The organism is Vibrio sp. 1249-1, from assembly GCF_033340495.1.
Genome location: NZ_JAWOWJ010000593.1, coordinates 1 through 678, shown reverse-complemented (window position 1 = coordinate 678; position 678 = coordinate 1). Strand labels below are relative to the sequence as shown.

The 678-nt window shown below is 43.7% G+C and carries 1 protein-coding gene; it reads left to right on the top strand.

Annotated elements, in window-relative coordinates:
- A partial coding sequence (locus R7Z50_RS27820; RefSeq protein WP_318149796.1) for an SPASM domain-containing protein occupies positions 1-656 on the top strand: 656 nt, incomplete at its 5' end.
- Positions 657-678: the final 22 nt, after the last annotated feature.

Below are 678 nucleotides of genomic sequence, written 5' to 3'. Positions count from 1 at the left end.
CCCCGTCAGAAACAGAGCAAGCTCGTGGCCAGCACTTTGGTAGCAATCTGATTTTCTCGACAGACAAACGCCATACAGATCCTCAGAAATACGAACCTATCGCTTGGTCTGTTGATGCCAAAGAATACGGACGTTTTCTCACCGACGTATTTCATCTTTGGGTTTCTCAAGATGTGGGCAAAGTCTTCATTTCGAACTTTGAACAGGCATTAACACAATACCTTGGCAACCCCTCTCCAAACTGTATTCATGCCAAAAAATGCGGCTCGTCTTATGCCGTTGAAGCAAATGGCGACGTTTATTTCTGTGACCATATCGCCTACCCGGAGTCGAAACTCGGCAATGTATTCGAAACATCGTTGCACGAGATGTCGTTGAATCACGAACTTCAGTTCAATAAAGAATCCCGCTTATCTATGCGATGTAAACAATGCCAGTACTTGTCTCTCTGCAACGGCGGCTGCCCAAAACATCGCTATCTCTCCGACACTGGTGAGTATGAAAACGTCCTTTGTGATGGTTATTTCTATTTTTTCAGCTCAGTACAAAAGTATTTGCAAGCAATGACGACGCTCTTAGCTCATGGCTATCCAGCAAGCTATGTCATGCAAGCATTAGACGGCCCTTTAATCCTAACACCCTCTAATAAAAGGTAATCAATAAATGGATATTTTGAAA